The 19,063-nt window shown below is 59.4% G+C and carries 16 protein-coding genes; 8 read left to right on the plus strand and 8 right to left on the minus strand.

Annotated elements, in window-relative coordinates:
* Window positions 1-28 precede the first annotated feature (28 nt).
* Window positions 29-1,333 (minus strand): murein hydrolase activator EnvC, encoded by a 1,305-nt coding sequence (locus HX839_RS12845; RefSeq protein WP_177067131.1) that lies wholly within the window; start codon window positions 1,331-1,333, stop codon window positions 29-31.
* A gap of 377 nt (window positions 1,334-1,710) precedes the next feature.
* Here HX839_RS12845 and HX839_RS12850 point away from each other — a divergent pair, with 377 nt between their 5' ends.
* On the plus strand, window positions 1,711-2,142 hold the full coding sequence (locus HX839_RS12850; RefSeq protein WP_256344182.1) for a PBECR2 nuclease fold domain-containing protein: 432 nt from the start codon (window positions 1,711-1,713) through the stop codon (window positions 2,140-2,142).
* 217 nt (window positions 2,143-2,359) lie between these two features.
* Here the strand turns inward: HX839_RS12850 and gpmI are convergent, their stop codons facing one another.
* Complete coding sequence (gpmI, locus tag HX839_RS12855; RefSeq protein WP_003218015.1) at window positions 2,360-3,886, minus strand: 2,3-bisphosphoglycerate-independent phosphoglycerate mutase; 1,527 nt, start codon at window positions 3,884-3,886, stop codon at window positions 2,360-2,362.
* A gap of 151 nt (window positions 3,887-4,037) precedes the next feature.
* Between gpmI and HX839_RS12860 the strand changes: the two genes are divergently transcribed.
* The 3 genes from HX839_RS12860 to secB are packed head-to-tail and all read left to right on the plus strand — an operon-like array spanning window position 4,038 to window position 5,235.
* Window positions 4,038-4,451: a rhodanese-like domain-containing protein gene (locus HX839_RS12860; protein WP_003218014.1), complete on the plus strand. Its 414-nt coding sequence runs from the start codon at window positions 4,038-4,040 to the stop codon at window positions 4,449-4,451.
* Window position 4,452: 1 nt separating this feature from the next.
* Window positions 4,453-4,707 carry a glutaredoxin 3 gene (gene grxC, locus HX839_RS12865; RefSeq protein WP_003218011.1) on the plus strand — a complete coding sequence of 85 codons (255 nt, stop codon included), beginning with the start codon at window positions 4,453-4,455 and terminating at the stop codon, window positions 4,705-4,707.
* 42 nt (window positions 4,708-4,749) lie between these two features.
* On the plus strand, window positions 4,750-5,235 hold the full coding sequence (gene secB / locus HX839_RS12870; RefSeq protein WP_003218009.1) for a protein-export chaperone SecB: 486 nt from the start codon (window positions 4,750-4,752) through the stop codon (window positions 5,233-5,235).
* A 132-nt stretch (window positions 5,236-5,367) separates the two neighbouring features.
* Here secB and HX839_RS12875 read toward each other — a convergent pair whose 3' ends face one another.
* Window positions 5,368-5,823, minus strand: a complete 456-nt coding sequence (locus HX839_RS12875; RefSeq protein WP_003218007.1) for a tRNA (cytidine(34)-2'-O)-methyltransferase — start codon at window positions 5,821-5,823, stop codon at window positions 5,368-5,370.
* On the opposite strand from HX839_RS12875, the gene HX839_RS12880 reads away from it, so the two are divergent.
* On the plus strand, window positions 5,822-6,262 hold the full coding sequence (locus tag HX839_RS12880) for a hypothetical protein (protein WP_003218005.1): 441 nt from the start codon (window positions 5,822-5,824) through the stop codon (window positions 6,260-6,262). The genes HX839_RS12875 and HX839_RS12880 overlap by 2 nt on opposite strands.
* Before the next feature lie 624 nt (window positions 6,263-6,886).
* Here the strand turns inward: HX839_RS12880 and ntrC are convergent.
* The 4 genes from ntrC to glnA form a co-directional block, all read right to left on the minus strand.
* On the minus strand, window positions 6,887-8,323 hold the full coding sequence (ntrC, locus tag HX839_RS12885) for a nitrogen regulation protein NR(I) (RefSeq protein ID WP_003218003.1): 1,437 nt from the start codon (window positions 8,321-8,323) through the stop codon (window positions 6,887-6,889).
* Window positions 8,320-9,405, minus strand: coding sequence for a nitrogen regulation protein NR(II) (glnL, locus tag HX839_RS12890; RefSeq protein ID WP_003218001.1), 1,086 nt, complete (start codon window positions 9,403-9,405; stop codon window positions 8,320-8,322). Before glnL ends, ntrC begins: the two co-directional genes overlap by 4 nt.
* 391 nt (window positions 9,406-9,796) lie before the next feature.
* On the minus strand, window positions 9,797-10,333 hold the full coding sequence (locus HX839_RS12895) for a chorismate mutase (protein WP_177067133.1): 537 nt from the start codon (window positions 10,331-10,333) through the stop codon (window positions 9,797-9,799).
* Window positions 10,334-10,522: 189 nt separating this feature from the next.
* On the minus strand, window positions 10,523-11,929 hold the full coding sequence (glnA, locus tag HX839_RS12900; RefSeq protein WP_003217999.1) for a glutamate--ammonia ligase: 1,407 nt from the start codon (window positions 11,927-11,929) through the stop codon (window positions 10,523-10,525).
* A 333-nt stretch (window positions 11,930-12,262) separates the two neighbouring features.
* Here glnA and thiI point away from each other — a divergent pair, with 333 nt between their 5' ends.
* Both thiI and typA read left to right on the plus strand, forming a co-directional pair.
* Window positions 12,263-13,717, plus strand: a complete 1,455-nt coding sequence (gene thiI / locus HX839_RS12905) for a tRNA uracil 4-sulfurtransferase ThiI (RefSeq protein ID WP_023659343.1) — start codon at window positions 12,263-12,265, stop codon at window positions 13,715-13,717.
* 139 nt (window positions 13,718-13,856) lie between these two features.
* The gene (gene typA / locus HX839_RS12910) at window positions 13,857-15,677 is read left to right on the plus strand and encodes a translational GTPase TypA (RefSeq protein ID WP_003217997.1); all 1,821 of its coding nucleotides are present in this window, start codon (window positions 13,857-13,859) and stop codon (window positions 15,675-15,677) included.
* Window positions 15,678-15,880: 203 nt separating this feature from the next.
* Here typA and HX839_RS12915 read toward each other — a convergent pair whose 3' ends face one another.
* Window positions 15,881-16,315: a YkgJ family cysteine cluster protein gene (locus tag HX839_RS12915; protein WP_003217996.1), complete on the minus strand. Its 435-nt coding sequence runs from the start codon at window positions 16,313-16,315 to the stop codon at window positions 15,881-15,883.
* Window positions 16,316-16,550: 235 nt separating this feature from the next.
* Here HX839_RS12915 and HX839_RS12920 point away from each other — a divergent pair, with 235 nt between their 5' ends.
* On the plus strand, window positions 16,551-19,001 hold the full coding sequence (locus HX839_RS12920; protein WP_177067134.1) for a glycogen/starch/alpha-glucan phosphorylase: 2,451 nt from the start codon (window positions 16,551-16,553) through the stop codon (window positions 18,999-19,001).
* Window positions 19,002-19,063: the final 62 nt, after the last annotated feature.

A 19,063-nucleotide genomic window follows, 5' to 3' on the forward strand; every position in this document is an offset into this window, starting at 1 on the left:
GAACGAACTCCTAATGTAGATGCGACCCTTATCCTTGGGTACGGCACCATTGTGCCGGGTCGCTCGGGCGGCCCTGCTGACGAATAGCGAAGTACAGCGCCGGGGTGTCCTGGCCACCACTGTTACCGACAGTGGAGATGGATTCACCGGCTTTTACAACATCACCTGCCGCTTTAAGCAAAGTTTGATTGTGGCCGTAAAGGCTCAAATAGCCATTACCGTGGTCAAGAATCACCAGCAAGCCTGCGCCACGCAGCCAATCGGCGAATACCACGCGGCCGCCGTGGATAGCGTGGACCTGGGTGCCGGCACCGGCACTGATCATCACACCGTCCCACTTGGCGCGGGTGTCATCGCCACGGGTTTCACCAAAGCGTGCCAGTAATCGACCATCAACTGGCCATGGAAGTTTGCCCCGAGCTGAAGCAAAAGGTCCGCCGAAGGATTCGCCGGCGCTGGAAACCAGCGGGCCAGGCGCTGCACGCGCCGGTTTACGCGGGGCCGGGGCGTCGGTAGTGGCGCTGGCGACTGCCTCGGCGGCTTCACGCTCGCGCTTTTTTTCGGCTTCCTGCTGGGCCAGCAGCGCTTTTTGCCGCGCCTGCTCTGCCTCACGGGCCTGGCGCGCCAGGGTTTCCTCGATGGTTTTCAGGACTTTACCGAGGTCAGCCTGGTCTTGCTCGCGGGCCTGGAGCTTGGCGTCACGGGCCTTCACGTCGTCATTCAGCTTGGCCAGCGCCTGCTGGCGCTCCTTGCGGACCTTGTCCAGCTCGTCGCGCTGGCTGTCGAGGGCGGTTTTCCGGTCGAGCAGCTGCGACTGCTGGTTGGCGATTTCCTGCTCGACGTTGGCCAACTGGCGCAGGGTCTCGTTGAAGCTTTTCAGTTGCTCCAGGCGGGCCTTGCTCAGGTAGTCGTAATAGGTAAGGGTGCGGGCGAATTTTTCCGGGTTCTGCTGGTTGAGCAGCAGCTTGAGGTATTCCTGGCGGCCGTTCTGGTAAGCGGCGCGGGCCTGGATCGCGATCAGGCGTTGCTGTTCAACGCGTGCGCTCTGGAGTTTTTTTTTCTCAGCGTCGAGTCGCTCCAGTTCCGACTCGCTCTTCTTTAGTTCTTTTTGCAGCTCCTGGACCTGCTTCTCCAGCTTGCCCATCTCGGTTTCCGTGCCGCGCAGGTCTTTCTGCACGCCGGACTTCTCTTCCTGGAGCTTGCCGAGCAGCTTCTTCAGCTCGGTAATGTCCTGACGCGTAGCGTCCAACTGTTGTTGGGTTTGTGCGCGCTCATCGGCAAACGCCGGTTGGAGCAGGCAGACAAGAGCAAGGGTAATCAAGGCGCGAAGCATAGAGGCGGGCGACACCAGGGAAAGGGACGGCCTAGTATGCCCGCCAAGCGCTGCAAAAAAAACGCCCAATTCGGCTTGGCAGGCAAGTTAGGTGCCCAGTGGCCGCATTCTGCAAGCAATTGTGGGCAAGTCCCATAGCCCTTTGAAGGCGACGAGCGGTAGAGAGCGTCGTGTCGTGCTTCTGCAGTTGTTTTGTGTGCTTCGCGAAATGCCTTGAAATGCTCCGCCCTGACGGTGCATTTGCGCTCGGAATAGACTCTTCGGCCCTGTTAATCCGACGGTCGGCATAGTCAGTAATGCCTTGTATTCACGAGTCAAAAGGCCAGCAAACGTGGATTGATTATGGGCTTCCCGACCTTCGTAGTCTGGATCGGGCCTTGCGAGCGCGTCCACTTGAGGAAGTGGCTGCCGGCAACGATGTCGAAGCGGCCATCGATATAGTCGCAATGCATTTTGGCATTGCCCATTCGAGCTGTTCGGAAGTGGAAGTTGCCTCGCCTTTGGGGCAAATAGCGATCAGGCGTAGCTGTCTGCAGCACATTGTTGAAAAGCGGCAGGACGCCAGAGAGCGTTATGTCAGGTTCGCCTTGGACACATTGACGGGGCCTCTGGAAATATGGCGTGTTGCTTATAGCGATTGCTCCGCTCGTTTAGCATTCATTGGGGCTTATGAATCCAGGAGGCAGATGCTGGTGGTGGTCAATATTCAGGCTGGCAATGTGCTGTGGAACTTCATGCAGACAGACGCCAAGGCCTTGAACAAGCATCGTCATGGTGAGTTGCTCTACAAGCGTTACGAGCTTTTGTGACGCCCAAAGAAAAGGGCAGCTCTTTCGAACTGCCCTAAGTAGTGCTTGCTTGATATTCATATACACACCCTCAAGCAGGGGTGTGGAGGTCTCACCCTACGCGGATATCCAGCCATCTGCGGGGTTCCTACGCCAGTTATCGCCGCTGGAGGCAACTGGTTTCGCGCTCGAGTCCATTATTGACGGGCTGCCTGTTTTGAGCAACCCCTGAACTGTGTCAGACCAGAATCGAAGTGCCAGTCATCTCTTTCGGCTTCTCCAGCCCCATCAGCATCAACATGGTCGGTGCCACGTCGGCCAGCACGCCGCCATCACGTACTTTAAAGTCACGTTTGCCGACGTAGATGAATGGCACCGGCTCGGTGGTGTGGGCGGTGTGGGCCTGGCCGGTGGATTCGTCGGACATTTGCTCGCAGTTGCCGTGGTCAGCGGTGATCAGCGCTTCGCCGCCCACCTTTTCCAGCGCGTCGACGATGCGGCCGACGCACAGGTCCAGGCATTCCACGGCTTTTACCGCCGCTTCCAGGTTGCCGCTGTGGCCCACCATGTCACCGTTGGCGTAGTTGACCACGATCACGTCGTAGCGCTGGTGTTCGATGGCGTCGACGATCTTGTCCGTGACTTCCGGGGCACTCATCTCCGGCTGCAGGTCGTAGGTGGCGACTTTCGGCGACGGAATCAGGATGCGTTCTTCACCCGGGAACGGTTCTTCACGACCGCCGGAGAAGAAGAAGGTGACGTGGGCGTATTTCTCGGTTTCGGCAATGCGCAGTTGGGTCTTGCCGTTTTTCGCCAGGTAATCCCCCAGCACGTTTTCCAGGCTGCCCGGGGCGAATGCCGACGGGGCCGGGATGTTGGCGGCGTATTGGGTCAGCATCACGAATTCGACTTTCGGCTGGCGGGCGCGCTCGAAGTCCTTGAAGCCGGCATCGACGAATACGTGGCTCAGCTCGCGGGCACGGTCGGCGCGGAAGTTCATGAACACCACGGCGTCGCCATCTTCGACCTTGACCGGTTCGCCGATGGTGGTGGCCTTGACGAACTCGTCACTCTCACCACGGGCGTAGGCGGCCTCCAGGCCTTCCTGGGCGGTGGCGGCGTTGAATTCGGCCTGGCCGTCGACGATCAGGTTGTAGGCCTGTGCCACGCGGTCCCAGCGGTTGTCGCGGTCCATGGCGAAGTAGCGGCCAACCAGGCTGGCGATGCGGCCTTTGCCGAGGGTCTTGAAGGTTTCGTCCAGCAGTTCGATGGAGGACTGGGCACTTTTCGGCGGGGTGTCGCGGCCGTCGAGGAACGCGTGCAGGTAGATCTTCTCGGCGCCGCGCTTGAAGGCCAGTTCGGCCATGGCGATCAGGTGGTCCTGGTGGCTGTGGACGCCGCCGTCCGACAGCAGGCCCATGAAGTGCACGGCCTTGCCGGCCTTGACCGCTTTATCCACTGCCGCGCAGATGTTTGGGTTCTCGAAAAACTCACCGTCGCGGATCGCTTTGGTCACGCGGGTGAAGTCTTGATAGACCACTCGTCCGGCACCGAGATTCATATGGCCGACTTCCGAGTTGCCCATTTGGCCGTCCGGCAGGCCAACATCCATGCCCGAGCCCGAGATCAGGCCGTTCGGAACGGTAGCGCTCAGACGGTCCAGTACTGGCTTGCTGGCCGAGTACACGGCGTTGTCGTGGTGGCTTTCACTGTGTCCGAAGCCATCGAGAATTATCAGGACCAAAGGTTTAGGCGTAGTAGTCATAGATCCTCTCGCGGCGGTAATGAATGAAGGGAATAGAAAAGGGAGTGGCAGTTTAAAGCGAAGTTCCGACCACGTCACCGCTTTACGGGGGTTGGCCGACCATGACGGCTGTGTATACTTACCGCCATTTTAACGCCCTGGAACCTCCTTGATGGTTGATCACCTGATTGCATTTGCCACTACCCACTATTTGCTCGCTGGTGCGTTCGTCGTACTGCTGGCGCTGCTGATCGCTCACGAATTGAGCCGCGGTGGCCGCAGCCTCAGCACGTCCGAGCTGACCGCCCTGGTCAACAAGGATGAGGCCGTAGTGGTGGACATTCGTCCCGCCAAGGATTTCGCCGCCGGTCACATTGTCGGCGCGCTGAACATTCCCCAGGACAAACTGATTTCGCGCCTGGCCGAGCTGGAAAAGCACAAGGCCAAGACCATTATCCTGGTCGACGCCCAGGGCCAGCACTCCGGCACCCACGCCCGCGAGATGCTGAAAACCGGCTTCAACGCCGCCAAACTGTCGGGTGGTATTTCCAGCTGGCGTGGCGATAACCTGCCGCTGGTGAAGTGATATGAGCCAGGTTGTCGTTTATTCCAGCGATTATTGCCCTTATTGCATGCGGGCCAAGGCCCTGCTTGTGAAAAAGGGCGTTGTCTTCGAAGAGATCAAGGTTGATGGCAAGCCCCAGGTGCGCGCCGAGATGACCAAGAAAGCGGGACGCACGTCCGTGCCGCAGATCTGGATCGGTGACAAGCATGTCGGTGGTTGCGATGACCTGTTCGCACTCGAGCGCGCCGGTAAACTGGATGCGCTGCTTCACGTCTGACTCCTAACCCCTAAAAGACCCCAAGATCACGAAGGATCTGCGATGACTGACCAACAGAACACCGAAGCGGCAGCAGAAGAAGCTCAAGGCCCACAATTTTCCCTGCAACGTATTTACGTACGTGACTTGTCGTTCGAAGCGCCGAAAAGCCCGGCCATCTTCCGTCAGGAATGGACCCCGAGCGTTGCGCTGGACCTGAACACCCGTCAGAAGGCCCTGGAAGGTGACTTCCACGAGGTCGTGCTGACCCTGTCGGTCACCGTCAAGAACGGCGAAGAAGTGGCCTTCATCGCTGAAGTGCAACAGGCCGGTATCTTCCTGATCCAGGGCCTGGACGAAGCGTCCATGAGCCACACCCTGGGCGCGTTCTGCCCGAACATCCTGTTCCCGTATGCCCGTGAGACCCTGGACAGCCTGGTCACCCGTGGCTCGTTCCCGGCGCTGATGCTGGCCCCGGTGAACTTCGATGCCCTGTATGCGCAAGAGCTGCAGCGCATGCAACAGGAAGGCTCGCCAACGGTTCAGTAAGCTGTTCTGAGCAACGACGCCGATCCAATGTGGGAGCGGGCTTGCTCGCGAATGCGGTACTTCAGTCGATATCTTCGTTGACTGGCACTCCGCTTTCGCGAGCAAGCCCGCTCCCACATTCGTTATGCAGTGTTACTTGAACCCCAGTTGCCGCCAACCTTCGTAAACCGCGACGGCCACGGTGTTGGACAGGTTCAGGCTGCGGCAGCCTTCGCGCATCGGCAGGCGCAGGCGGTGGCCGTCGGGCAGGGCGTCCAGCACGTCTGCCGGCAGGCCGCGGCTTTCCGGGCCGAACAGGAAGGCGTCGCCTTCGGCAAAGCTGGCATCATGGAACGGCCGCGAACCCTTGGTGGTAAACGCGAACAACCGTGGGTGGTTCAGGCTTTCCAGGCAGCTGGCAAGGTCGGCATGGCGTTGCAGGGTGGCGTACTCGTGGTAGTCCAGCCCGGCGCGGCGCAGGCGCTTGTCGTCCATGTCGAAACCCAGGGGCTCGATCAAATGCAGGTGGCAGCCACTGTTGGCGCACAGCCTGATAACGTTGCCGGTATTCGGCGGAATTTCTGGTTGAAAAAGGATGACGTGAAACATGCACGGCTCCGAAGGCAAAGATGCGCTGCATTCTACCCCTGAAGAAGACCCCAGGCCGAAGCTATTGCCACGGGTTTTAGGCTCGTTGGCGATTGTCGGCTTGATGGTAGGCCTGATGATCGGCCGGCTGACCACGCCAGACCCGGTTGAGCTGCAGCAGGTAGAGCCCGCCGCCGATGGCCTGGTGGTGTGGTTCAACAGCGAACCCAAGCTGCACGGCGAGCATATCGACGGCACCGTGGCGCTGCTGTTCGATGCGCTTGGCAAGGCCCAGGGCGGCCAATTGAAGGTCAATGACAAGGATGTGAACTGGCGCGTACGCAAGACCGATGGCGGCTTGCTGCTGAACCTGGTGGCGGCTCGGCCGTTGCGCGGGGAGTGGTCGGGAGAGAAGGCCGATGGACGCTGGCGGGTGGAGATCCATCTCCAGGAGCAATAAAAGAGGGAATCCCCGGCCTGCCTGTACCAAGGTTCCCAAAACGGGCTGGGGCTATGGGCGCGTTGCCTCATAAGCCCCGGGTGTAAAGAAGGGAGTTCCCGGCCTGCCTGTACCAGGGCTCCCAAAACGGGGTGAAGCCAAAGGCTTCGGTGTTAAAGAGGGAATCCCCGGCCTGCCTGTACCGAGGTTCCCGAAACGGGTGTGGGGCGCGACGCGATCCGCATCAAGCACCCCGGGTGTTAAAGAGGGGATTCTCGGCCTGCCTGTACCAAGGTCCCCGAAACTGGGTAGTGACAGGGTTATTGCAGGGCGCGTGCCAGAATTGCGAAGTGGCGCCAAAAAATTTCTTCAGAAAGCGCAAAGCCCCGGAATACGGGGCTTTGGCTTTTTTGGGTTTTAATATTTTCTTAACAAGGCATGTGTTTCAGGCGTTGGATAAGTGCGCGATGCCGGTTCGTGGTGCATTGAAGCGGTGCACAGTGCTGAAACCTTGTGGAGATCCAAATGTGGGAGCGGGCTTGCTCGCGAAGGCGGCGCGTCAGTCGATACGTATGTTGACTGAACCATCGCCTTCGCGAGCGAGCCCGCTCCCACACTGGATCTTCGGTGTACTTGAGGGATCAATCAGCCTTCATCGCCCTCATCATCATCCCCACCGTCAACCTTCATCCCCAGCTCCTTGATCTTGCGTGTCAGCGTATTGCGGCCCCAGCCCAGCAGCACGGCGGCGTCGCGACGACGTCCAGCGGTATGCTTGAGGGCGGTTTCGATCATGATCCGCTCGAAAGCCGGCACAGCGCTGTCCAGCAGGTTCGACTGGCCACGTGCCAGGGCCTGGTCGGCCCATTGGCGCAGCGCCTGCTCCCAGTTGGTCACCGGTGCCGAATCCTGCGGCAGGCTCAGCAGCTCAGGCGGCAGGTCGCTGATATGCACTTCGCGCCCCGAAGCCATCACCGTGATCCAGCGGCAGGTGTTCTCCAGCTGACGCACGTTGCCCGGCCATGGCAGGTTCTTCAGGTATTCCTCGGTCTCGCTTTTCAGCAGCTTCGGCTCGACGGCCAGCTCCTGGGCGGCGCGGCTGAGGAAGTGACGGGCCAGGGTCGGGATGTCCTCGCGACGGTCCGACATCCGTGGGATGTGGATGCGGATCACGTTCAGGCGGTGGAACAAGTCTTCACGGAATTTCCCGGCGTGCACCAGGGTTTCCAGGTTCTGGTGCGTCGCCGCGATGATACGTACGTCGACCTTGACTGGCGTGTGCCCGCCTACCCGATAAAACTCGCCGTCGGCCAGGACCCGCAGCAAGCGCGTCTGGGTGTCGGCCGGCATGTCGCCGATTTCATCGAGGAACAGCGTGCCGCCGTCGGCCTGTTCAAAACGGCCACGGCGCAGGTTGGCCGCACCGGTGAACGCGCCTTTTTCATGGCCGAACAGTTCCGATTCCATCAAGTCCTTCGGAATCGCCGCCATGTTCAGCGCAATGAACGGCGACGCCGCCCGTGGGCTGTGACGGTGCAGGGCGTGAGCCACCAGTTCTTTACCGGTACCCGACTCGCCGTTGATCAGCACGGTGATGTTGGAGTGGCTCAAGCGCCCGATGGCGCGAAACACTTCCTGCATCGCCGGCGCTTCGCCGATGATTTCCGGGGTACGGGTCAGGGCCGGCGGGGCTTCCTGGTTCTGCTGTTCCTGGGCGTGCTGGTTGGCGCGTTTTACCAGCGCCACCGCTTCGTCCACGTCGAACGGTTTTGGCAGGTATTCAAAGGCGCCGCCCTGATAGGACGCGACAGCGCTGTCCAGGTCCGAGTGCGCGGTCATGATGATCACCGGCAGGCGCGGGTGCTGCTCGCGAATCCGCGCCAGCAAGTCCAGGCCACTGGCGCCGGGCATGCGGATGTCGGAGATGATCACGTCGGGCTGCTGGCGAGCCAGGCGGCTCATCACCCCGTCGGCGCTGTCGAAGCTCTGGGTGGTCATGCCTTCCTGTTGCAAGGCTTTCTCCAGGACCCAGCGGATAGAACGGTCGTCATCGACGATCCAGACAGTTTCACTACGGCTCATGTCGATGGGGCTCCTTGTTCCAGTGGCAGAAAGATCGAGAAGGTGGTGTGACCGGGATGGCTCTCACATTCGATCAAACCCTGGTGCTGGCTGATGATGTTCTGGGTAATGGCCAGGCCGAGCCCGGTACCGTCCGGGCGGCCGCTGACCATTGGGAAAAAGATGGTTTCCTGCAGTTCTGCAGGGATGCCGGGGCCGTTGTCGATGATCTCGACCTTGGTCACCAGGCGATGGCGCACGTGGCCAATGGTGAACTGGCGCAGGGCACGGGTGCGCAGGCTGATGCGCCCCAGGCGCAGCTCGTTCTGGCTGCTGATGGCCTGCATGGCGTTACGCACGATATTGAGCACCGCCTGGATCATCTGCTCGCGGTCGATCAATACGTCGGGAATGCTTGGGTCGTAGTCGCGCACCAAGGTGATGCAGCCCTGGCTTTCGGCCTCCACCAACTGGCAAACCCGCTCCAGCACTTCGTGCACGTTGGTCATTGCCAGAGACGGCAGCTTGTTGGAGCCGAGCATGCGGTCTACCAGGTTACGCAGGCGGTCGGCTTCCTCGATGATGACGTTGGTGTAGTCCTTGAGGTTTTCGTCCGGCAGCTCGCGAGCCAGCAGCTGTGCGGCGCCGCGAATCCCGCCCAGGGGGTTCTTGATCTCATGGGCCAGGCCGCGCACCAGCATCTTGCTGGTTTCCTGCTTGGACAGTTGCGCCTCTTCCTTGGTGATGCGCAGCAGGCGATCGCGGGGATGCACCTCCAGCAGCAACAAGGTGGCGCCGTGGCTGAGGATCGGTGTTACCGCGTAGTCGACGGTGAGGGTCTGGCCGGTGAGGGCGGTGAGCATCGCTTCGCGCTTGGTGAACGGGTGCGCCTGCTCCACGGCCTGGCGCAACGAGCTCAAGGCCTCGGCCGACTCAGTGAACAGCTCACTGATGAATTGCCCATGGCTGCGCTGCCCGCTGATGGCCAGCAGCATCTCCGCCGCCGGGTTCATGTACTCAAGGCGCAGTTCGTCATTGAGCAGAATGGTCGCGGTGGTCAGGTTGTCGAGTAACAGGCGGTGCAGTGCGTCGCTGATGGTCATTAGGACCTCTTTTGGAGCAAGGCGCGGGCTTGAGGCACACGCTGATACAAGGAAAATGCAAAAACCAAACCAAAGCTCCGAAAAGAAGCGTTAAAGCCCTGAAATGGGGGCTTAAGGCGCGAAACTGTGGCGTTCTGCCAGCTTGGACGGGAAGTTTCGAACCAAAATGGGTTGCGTAAGTGGGAAGGGTGCAGCGTATCGCACCAATATAGTGCGGTTTTGAAAAGTCTGTTCAGGAAGCTGGTGGCAGCGACTGATTGGCTGAATGGGTCGGATCTAAATTGTGGGAGCGGGCTTGCTCGCGAAGGCGGCGTGTCAGTCATGCATATATCAACTGACACACCGCCATCGCGAGCAAGCCCGCTCCCACATTTTGATGGGGTTCGCAATTTTAGATTTTATAGATACACAGCTCGGCAGTGGCGCGGATCATTGCCAGCTGCTGCAGCGAGTCTTTGGCAGGTGCGTGATTGGCCTGGGCCAGCCATTGCGGGCATTGCGGGTTGGTGCGCTCCGGGGTGAAGTCCGCCAGCTGTTGCAGCAGGCGTTTTTGCAGCAGGTCCAGTTTAGGGCGGATCTGGCCGACCAGATCCGGGCGTGGGTCATTCGGCGCCTTGCCTTGCAGCTGCCAGTCGGAAAGGTGGGCGTACTGCACCAGTTTGTTCGCCTCGATCTGGGCCGAGAAAAACTGCTCGGCCTGTGCCGGTGCCAGTTTGTAGCTCGGCGCCTGGGCGACGACGCTGGCGATCACGTCCTGCTCCCGTGGGCGGTCTTCGACGGGCTTGTGGCTGTCCCATTTGCTCAGTGCCACCTGGTCGGCAATCGCCAGGCGTTCGGCAATGCTGTCGAGCAGCGGGGCGAGGGTGGGTGGTGCTGCGAATACATTGGCGCTGATGGCCAGCAAGATGAACCCAATTTTGAGTTTCAAGGCAGATCCCTCTTCTGTAGGGGCGAGCTTGCTCGCGAAGGTCGTTAACGATAACGCGTAAGTATTGAAGAAATGCGGTGCCTTTGAATTTTTCGCGGGCAAGCCGGCTCCCACAGGGTTTTGCGGGCAAAAAAAAGACCTCCCGAAGGAGGCCTTTTTCATCACGCCGCGTTACGCAGCGCTACCGGATCAGCAGCTGTAGTACAGCTCGTATTCCAGTGGGTGTACGAAGGTGCGGACCTTGATTTCTTCTTCGCTTTTCAGGGCGATGTAGGCATCGATAAAGTCGTCGCTGAACACGCCGCCTTTGGTCAGGAACGCACGGCCCTTGTCCAGCTCTTCCAGGGCTTCTTTCAGGCTGCCGCACACTTGTGGGATCTCTTTGGCCTCTTCAGGCGGCAGGTCGTACAAGTTTTTGTCGGCGGCATCGCCAGGGTGGATCTTGTTCTGGATACCGTCCAGGCCGGCCATGACCAGGGCAGCGAAGGCCAGGTACGGGTTGGCTGCCGGATCCGGGAAACGGGCTTCGATACGGCGAGCGCGAGGGCTGGACACGTAAGGAATACGGATCGAAGCGGAACGGTTGCGAGCCGAGTAGGCGAGCATTACCGGAGCTTCGAAACCTGGGACCAGACGCTTGTAGGAGTTGGTCGATGGGTTGGTGAAGCCGTTCAGGGCCTTACCGTGCTTGATGATACCGCCGATGAAGTACAGGGCAGTGTCGGACAGGCCGGCATAACCTTCGCCAGCGAAGGTGTTCTTGCCTTCTTTGGCGATGGACAGGTGAACGTGCATACCCGAACCGTTATCGCCGTACAGAGGCTTAGGCATGAAAGTAGCGGTACGGCCGTAGGCATCAGCCACGTTGTGTACGCAGTACTTCAGGGTCTGAACTTCGTCAGCCTTGGCAACCAGGGTGTTGAACTTCACGCCGATTTCGTTCTGGCCGGCAGTCGCCACTTCGTGGTGGTGAACTTCGATGACCAGGCCCATCTCTTCCATGGCGTTGCACATGGAGGTACGGATTTCGTGGTCGTGGTCGAACGGAGGAACCGGGAAGTAGCCGCCTTTGATACCTGGACGGTGGCCTTTGTTGCCGCCTTCCACGTCCTGGTCGGACATCCACGAACCTTGTTCGGAGAAGATCTTGAACATGGAGCCAGAGATGTCGGACTTGAACTTGACCGAATCAAAGATGAAGAATTCTGGTTCCGGGCCTACGAATACGGTGTCGCCGATACCGGTCGACTTCAGGTATTCCTCGGCACGCTTGGCGATCGCACGTGGGTCACGGTCGTAGCCCTGCATGGTCGAAGGCTCGATCACGTCGCAGACGATGATCAAGGTCGGGTCTTCGGTGAACGGGTCGAGTACGGCAGTGCTGTCGTCCGGCATCAGGATCATGTCGGAAGCTTCGATGCCTTTCCAGCCGGCAATGGAGGAGCCGTCGAACATTTTGCCTTCTTCGAAGAAGGCGTCATCCAGCGCGTCGCGAGCCGGCATGGTCACGTGGTGCTGAGTGCCTTTGGTGTCCGTGAAGCGCAGATCAATCCATTTGACGTCATGATCTTTGATGAGTTGAACCGACTTCGACATAGTGTCCTCCGGGTGGCTTCGGGCTGGGGTAGTGGAGTAGCCCTTAGAATGTGGGTGATGCCGGCGCGAATACTCGACCAAGGCAACCTGCCTCACAAGAGAGCAAATTGCATGCCAGTGCCCCGACATGGGTTTTTTGCCACAAAAACGCCCCTATAAAGGTGCAATCCGCTGAAACGGAAGAAATTGCGCACCGCAATGTAGCGCTTATTTTGGTTTATGACCCGTTTTGGTGCGCGAAAGGTCAGTTGCATATTAACTGGTTAAACCTTGAGCGATTTCCGCTATAATCCGCGCCCCCCTTTTTCGGCTGGGCCTGCGCGCGCTGTTTTCATGAAATTAATCGTTAAAGTCTTCCCCGAGATCACCATCAAGAGCCGACCGGTACGGATGCGTTTCATCCGTCAATTGGCCAAGAACATCCGTGCCGTGCTCCGCGATCTGGACCCGGCTGTGGTGGTGAATGGTGTGTGGGACAATCTCGAGCTGGAAACCCGCCTCACAGACCCCAAGGCCCTGAAGGACATGACCGAGCGCCTGAGCTGCGTGCCGGGCATCGCGCATTTCCTGCAGGTCGACGAGTACCCGCTGGGCGACTTCGACGACATCACCGAAAAGTGCAAGCAGCACTACGGCGATGTGCTGGCAGGCAAGGTGTTTTCAGTGCGTTGCAAACGCGCCGGCAAGCACCCGTTCAGCTCCATGGATGTCGAGAAATATGTGGGCAGCAAGCTGCGTCGCGAGTGCGGCGCTGCCGGAATTTCCCTGAAAGAGCCGCAAATTGAAGTGCGGATGGAAATTCGCGACCAACGGTTGTTTGTGATCCACAGCCAGCACGACAGCATCGGCGGCTACCCGCTGGGTGCCCTGGAACAGACCCTGGTATTGATGTCCGGCGGTTTCGATTCCACTGTCGCGGCCTACCAGATCATGCGCCGCGGGCTGATGAGCCACTTCTGCTTCTTCAACCTGGGCGGGCGTGCACACGAATTGGGCGTGATGGAAGTCGCGCATTACATCTGGAAGAAGTACGGCAGCTCGCAACGGGTGCTGTTTGTCAGCGTACCGTTCGAGGAAGTCCTGGGAGAAATTCTCGGGAAAGTCGATAACAGTCATATGGGCGTAGTATTGAAGCGTATGATGTTACGCGCTGCGTCCCGAATCGCGGATCGGCTGGAAATCGACGCACTGGTCACCGGTGAAGCGATTTCCCAGGTGTCCAGCCAGACCCTGCCGAACCTGTCGTTGATCGACTCTGTGACCGAGAAGCTGGTACTGCGCCCGCTGATCGCCAGTCACAAGCAAGACATCATCGACCTGGCGACCCAGATCGGCACGGCGGATTTCGCCAAGCACATGCCGGAATATTGCGGGGTCATCTCGGTGAACCCCAAGACCCACGCCAAGCGCAACCGCGTGGAGTACGAAGAACAACAGTTCGATATGGCGGTGCTCGAGCGTGCGCTTGAGAACGCCAAGCTGGTGCCGATCGATCGGGTTATCGACGAATTGGGCCAGGATTTGCAGATCGAAGAAGTCAGCGAGGCTCTGGCCGGTCAGATCATCATCGACATCCGTCACCCGGATGCCGCTGAAGACGAGCCGCTGGAAATTGCTGGCATCGACGTACAAACGCTGCCGTTCTATGCATTGAATGCGCGTTTCAAGGAACTGGATGACAGCCGTCAGTACCTGTTGTATTGCGACAAAGGCGTGATGAGTCGCCTGCATGCCCACCATTTGCTCAGTGAGGGGCATGCCAATGTGCGCGTTTATCGACCGAGCTAAGAGCCCGGGGCTGTTTGCCTGTGGCCTGCGTCACCGGCCCCCCGACTCTGCCGTCAAGCTGTAACGGCAAGGCCTGACTCTACTGTTAATCGCTGCCACGACCTGTCAGCACACCGAATCCTCTGATCGAGATACACAAGTGATCGAAAATCTACGCAACATCGCCATCATTGCTCACGTTGACCATGGTAAGACCACCCTGGTAGACAAACTCTTGCGTCAATCCGGCACCCTGGAGCGCAACGAGCTCAACGACGAGCGCGTGATGGACTCCAACGACCAGGAGAAAGAGCGCGGTATTACCATTCTGGCGAAAAACACCGCCATCAACTGGAACGGCTACCACATCAACATCGTGGATACCCCGGGCCACGCCGACTTCGGCGGCGAAGTTGAACGCGTAATGTCGATGGTTGACTCCGTTCTGCTGCTGGTTGACGCTCAAGACGGCCCTATGCCGCAAACCCGTTTCGTGACCAAGAAGGCTTTCGAAGCCGGCCTGCGTCCGATCGTGTGCATCAACAAGGTTGACCGTCCAGGCGCGCGTCCGGACTGGGTTCTGGACCAGATCTTCGACCTGTTCGACAACCTGGGTGCCACCGAAGAACAGCTGGACTTCAAAGTCGTCTACGCCTCGGCCCTGAACGGCATTGCCGGTCTGGAACACACCGACATGGCTGAAGACATGACCCCGCTGTACCAGTCGATCGTCGACAACGTACCGGCTCCGAAAGTTGACCGTGAAGGCCCGTTCCAGATGCAAATCTCGGCACTGGACTACAACAGCTTCCTGGGTGTTATCGGTGTTGGCCGTATCGCTCGTGGTAGCGTCAAGCCGAACACTCCGGTGGTCGCCATCGGCGCCGACGGCAAGAAGCGCAACGGTCGTATCCTGAAGCTGATGGGTCACCACGGCCTGCACCGCATCGACGTTGAAGAAGCGTTTGCCGGTGACATCGTGTGTGTGAGCGGTATGGACTCGCTGTTCATCTCCGATACCCTGTGCCAGCCGGACAACGTCGAGGCGATGAAGCCTCTGACCGTTGACGAGCCAACCGTTTCCATGACCTTCCAGGTAAACGACTCGCCTTTCTGCGGTAAAGAAGGCAAGTTCGTGACTTCCCGTAACATCAAGGAACGTCTGGACAAAGAGCTGCTGTACAACGTTGCTCTGCGCGTTGAAGAAGGCGACTCGGCTGACAAGTTCAAGGTTTCCGGCCGTGGTGAGCTGCACCTCTCGGTACTGATCGAAACCATGCGTCGCGAAGGCTTCGAAATGGGCGTTGGTCGTCCTGAAGTGATCATCCGTCAGGTTGACGGCGTGAAGCAGGAACCGTTTGAAAACGTCACCATCGACACCCCTGAAGAATCCCAGGGCAAGGTCATGGAAGAGATGGGCCTGCGTAAGGGCGACCTGACCAACATGGTGCCGGATGGCAAAGGCCGTGTGCGTCTGGAATACAACATCCCTGCTCGTGGTCTGATTGGTTTCCGTAACCAGTTCCTGACCCTGACCAACGGTGCTGGCATCCTGACCTCGATCTTCGATCGCTACGACACCATGAAGTCCGGCGACATGTCCGGTCGTCAGAACGGTGTTCTGGTATCGGTAGAAACCGGCAAGGCGCTGACCTACTCCCTGGAAACCCTCCAGGCGCGTGGCAAGCTGTTCGTTGAACACGGTCAAGAGATCTACAACGGTCAGATCGTTGGCCTGAACAGCCGTGACAACGACATGGGCGTCAACCCAACCAAAGGCAAGAAGCTCGACAACATGCGTGCTTCGGGTAAAGACGAAACCATCGCTCTGGTTCCACCTGTTCGCTTCACCCTGGAACAGGCTCTGGAATTCATCCAGGACGACGAGCTGTGCGAAGTTACGCCTAAGTCGATCCGCCTGCGTAAGAAGATCCTGGACGAAGGCGAGCGTACCCGCGCTGCCAAGAAAGCCAAGAACTGAGTTAACTCAGGCTGAATGAAAAACGCCCCCGGTCGAAAGGCCGGGGGCGTTTTTTTATGCCTGCAATATCTGTAGTGACTGTGCGGGCCCCTTCGCGAGCAAGCCCGCTCCCACATTCGACCGCGTTTTTTCAGGATGAGTAAGGTCAAGTGTGGGAGCGGGCTTGCTCGCGAAAGCGGTAGTTCAGGTAATAAGAATCTGGATCAGAACTTGTCGAGGGTCTTGAACCTAGTCTCGCGCACCACTTCCTTCGGCTTGTACGCGCAATACCCCGGGCGCGGCCCGATTTTCGGGTGATTGCGGCAAGTATCCGGGCGCTTGTCATAAATAGTGCAGAAGCGGCTCTTACGATCCAGGTACAGGCAATCGTTGTTGCTCATGCGCTGCAGGGTGAAGATCTCGGATTTGGCGTTGAAGCGCTCGACGATGCCTTCCTTCTGCAAGCGCTTGGCGATGTTCTTCGGCGGGTCGCCACGCTCGAACTCATCGACGATGCCGATGCGGATCAGGTCCTTGATCTTCACCTCAACCGGCAGGGTGCAGCAGCTCGACACACAGCCGCCACACATATGGCTTGAGTATTTCTGCCAGGTCTCGAGACGGTCGAGTTCCGCGGCGGCGATCAGTTGAGGCTTCATCAGGTTTCCAAGAGGGGTGTTATCCGGCGCGGGATCATACCGGAACTGGTGGTTTTTTGAACAATATCTTCCAGCTTTCAGCTCGAAGGCTGTGCCGGGCCACAAACGGGCACGGCCCCTGCATCAAATTCCCGCAAAGGTGAATGAGTTAAAAAACTGCCGAACCAGAGCGTCTACCGTCTGTCAGACCGTCTAGGCTCTAGCAACTCCTTCTATCTCGCCCGAGGTCGCATCGATGTCTCAGGAACCGCTTGTACGAGAAGCAGAGGTAGCCGCATTTCGCGATGCCGTCTTGACCAAACTTACCTATGCGGTGGGCAAGGACCCCGACCACGCCTTCGACCACGATTGGTTCGAAGCCATCGCACTGGCCGCCCGCGACCACATGGTCGACCACTGGATGGACCACACGCGGCACATCTACCGCAAGGGACAGAAGCGGGTCTATTACCTCTCGCTGGAATTCTTGATCGGCCGTCTGCTCTACGACAGCCTGAGCAACCTTGGCTTGCTGGACGTGGCCCGTGAGGCCATGAGCGAGTTGGGTGTGGACATGGAGCGCATTCGCCTGCTGGAGCCCGACGCGGCCCTGGGCAACGGTGGCCTTGGCCGCCTGGCGGCCTGCTTCATGGAAAGCATGTCGACCCTGGGTATTGCCGGCCATGGCTATGGCATTCGGTATGAGCACGGCCTGTTTCGCCAGGCGATTGTCGATGGCTGGCAGCAGGAGCAAACCGAACGCTGGCTGGATTTCGGCAACCCCTGGGAGTTCGAGCGCGCCGAAGTGATCTACCCGATCGGCTTTGGCGGTGGTGTGGAAACCGTGCTGGACGCGTCCGGCAAGTCGATCCAGGTCTGGTCGCCGAATGAAACCGTACGTGCGGTGGCGTATGACACCCCGGTCGTCGGCTGGCGCGGCGCCAGCGTCAACACCTTGCGCCTGTGGCGTGCCCGTGCGGTGGAAGACCTGCACCTGGAGCGCTTCAACGCCGGTGACCACCTGGGCGCCGTCGCCGAAGTGGCCCGCGCCGAAAGCATCTCCCGAGTGCTTTACCCGGCCGACAGCACCGAAGCAGGGCAGGAGCTGCGCCTGCGCCAGGAGTACTTCTTCGTCTCCGCCTCGTTGCAGGATCTGCTGCGTCGCCACAAGAACATGCACGGCTCGGTATTGAGCCTGGGCGAGCACGCGGCCATCCAGCTCAACGACACTCACCCCTCGATCGCGGTGGCCGAGTTGATGCGTCAGTTGGTGGACCTGCACGACATCCCGTGGGATGCCGCCTGGGACGTCACCGTCGAAACCCTTTCGTACACCAACCACACCTTGCTCCCCGAGGCGTTGGAAACCTGGCCGGTCGGCCTGATGGAGCGCATGCTGCCGCGGCACATGCAGATCATCTACCTGATCAACGCCCAGCATATCGACTCGCTGCGGGCCAAGGGCATCCATGACTTCGACGTGCTGCGTGCCGTCTCGCTGATCGAAGAAGACAACGGTCGCCGCGTACGCATGGGCAACCTGGCGTTCCTCGGTTCCCACAGTGTCAACGGCGTATCCGGCCTGCACACGCAACTGATGCGCAGCACGGTGTTCTCCGAACTGCACAAGCTCTACCCGGACCGCATCAACAACAAAACCAACGGCATTACCTTCCGCCGCTGGCTGTACCAGGCCAACCCCAAGCTCACGGCGATGCTGGTGGAGGCACTGGGCCCGGACGTGCTGGATAACCCCGAACAGCGCCTGGCAGACCTGGAACCGTTTGCCGAGAAGCAAGCCTTTCGCAAGGCCTTCGCCGAACAGCGGCTGCACAGTAAGCGGGCACTGGCCGACATCATTCACGAGCGCCTGGGGATTTCGGTCAACCCGGCGGCGATGTTCGATGTGCAGGTCAAGCGGATCCACGAGTACAAGCGCCAGCTGCTGAACCTGATGCACACCGTCGCGCTGTACCAGGCGATCCGGGCCGAGCCGGGCACCGACTGGGTGCCGCGGGTGAAGATCTTCGCCGGCAAGGCCGCGGCCAGCTATCACCAGGCCAAGCTGATCATCAAGCTGACCAACGACATCGCCCGTACCGTCAACAACGACCCCACCGTGCGCGGGTTGCTCAAGGTGGTATTCCTGCCCAACTACAACGTCAGCCTGGCGGAAAGCATCATTCCGGCGGCCGACTTGTCGGAGCAGATTTCCACCGCTGGCTTTGAAGCCTCGGGCACCAGCAACATGAAATTCGGCCTCAACGGCGCGCTGACCATCGGCACCATGGACGGCGCCAACGTCGAGATGCACGAGCGCGTGGGTGCCGACCACATGTTCATCTTCGGCCTCAGCGCCCAGCAGGTGGAAGCGCGCAAACACGCGGGCGAATTCAGCGCCGGGCCAGAGATCGCCGCGTCCCATCGCTTGAATGATGTGCTGCAAGCGATTCGTGGCGGGGTGTTCTCACCGGATGATCCGGGCCGTTATGCCGGGTTGGTGGATTCGCTGATCGACTACGACCGCTTCCTGGTCTGTGCCGACTTCGATTCCTACTGGGATGCCCAGACGCGGGTCGAGGCCCATTGGCACGACTCCAAGGAATGGTGGCGTTCGGCGGTGCTTAATACCGCGCGCATGGGCTGGTTCTCGTCGGACCGGACCATCCGCGAATACGCGACGGAAATCTGGAAAGCGTTGGATTAGACACTGCAATAAAAAATGTGGGAGCGGGCTTGCTCGCGAAAGCGCAGCGTCAGTCGACAAAT

This window comes from Pseudomonas sp. I8001 (assembly GCF_013385345.1).
Taxonomy (GTDB): domain Bacteria; phylum Pseudomonadota; class Gammaproteobacteria; order Pseudomonadales; family Pseudomonadaceae; genus Aquipseudomonas.